1 pseudogene is annotated in these 332 nt (G+C 47.9%); it reads left to right on the plus strand.

What is annotated here, in order from left to right:
* Positions 1–65: 65 nt before the first annotated feature.
* Positions 66–332 (plus strand): annotated as a pseudogene (locus AQ981_RS25540) (transposase); the annotation flags it as partial.

Raw genomic sequence — 332 nt, forward strand, 5'->3', positions numbered from 1 at the left:
AATGAATCGCCACGGGTTTAACAGACACCTCGGAGTCATTTAAGATGACTTAAAGAGAGGTGCCCATGAGCGGTAAACGTTATCCCGAAGAGTTTAAAATTGAAGCAGTCAAACAGGTTATTGATCGCGGTCATTCTGTTTCCAGCGTTGCAACACGTCTCGATATCACCACCCACAGCCTTTACGCCTGGATAAAGAAGTACGGTCCGGACTCATCCACTAATAAAGAACAGTCAGATGCTCAGGCCGAGATCCGCCGACTCCAGAAGGAGTTGAAGCGGGTTACTGACGAACGGGACATATTAAAAAAAGCCGCGGCGTACTTCGCAAAG

It is taken from the genome of Entomohabitans teleogrylli (assembly GCF_001484765.1).
GTDB classification, from domain to species: domain Bacteria; phylum Pseudomonadota; class Gammaproteobacteria; order Enterobacterales; family Enterobacteriaceae; genus Entomohabitans; species Entomohabitans teleogrylli.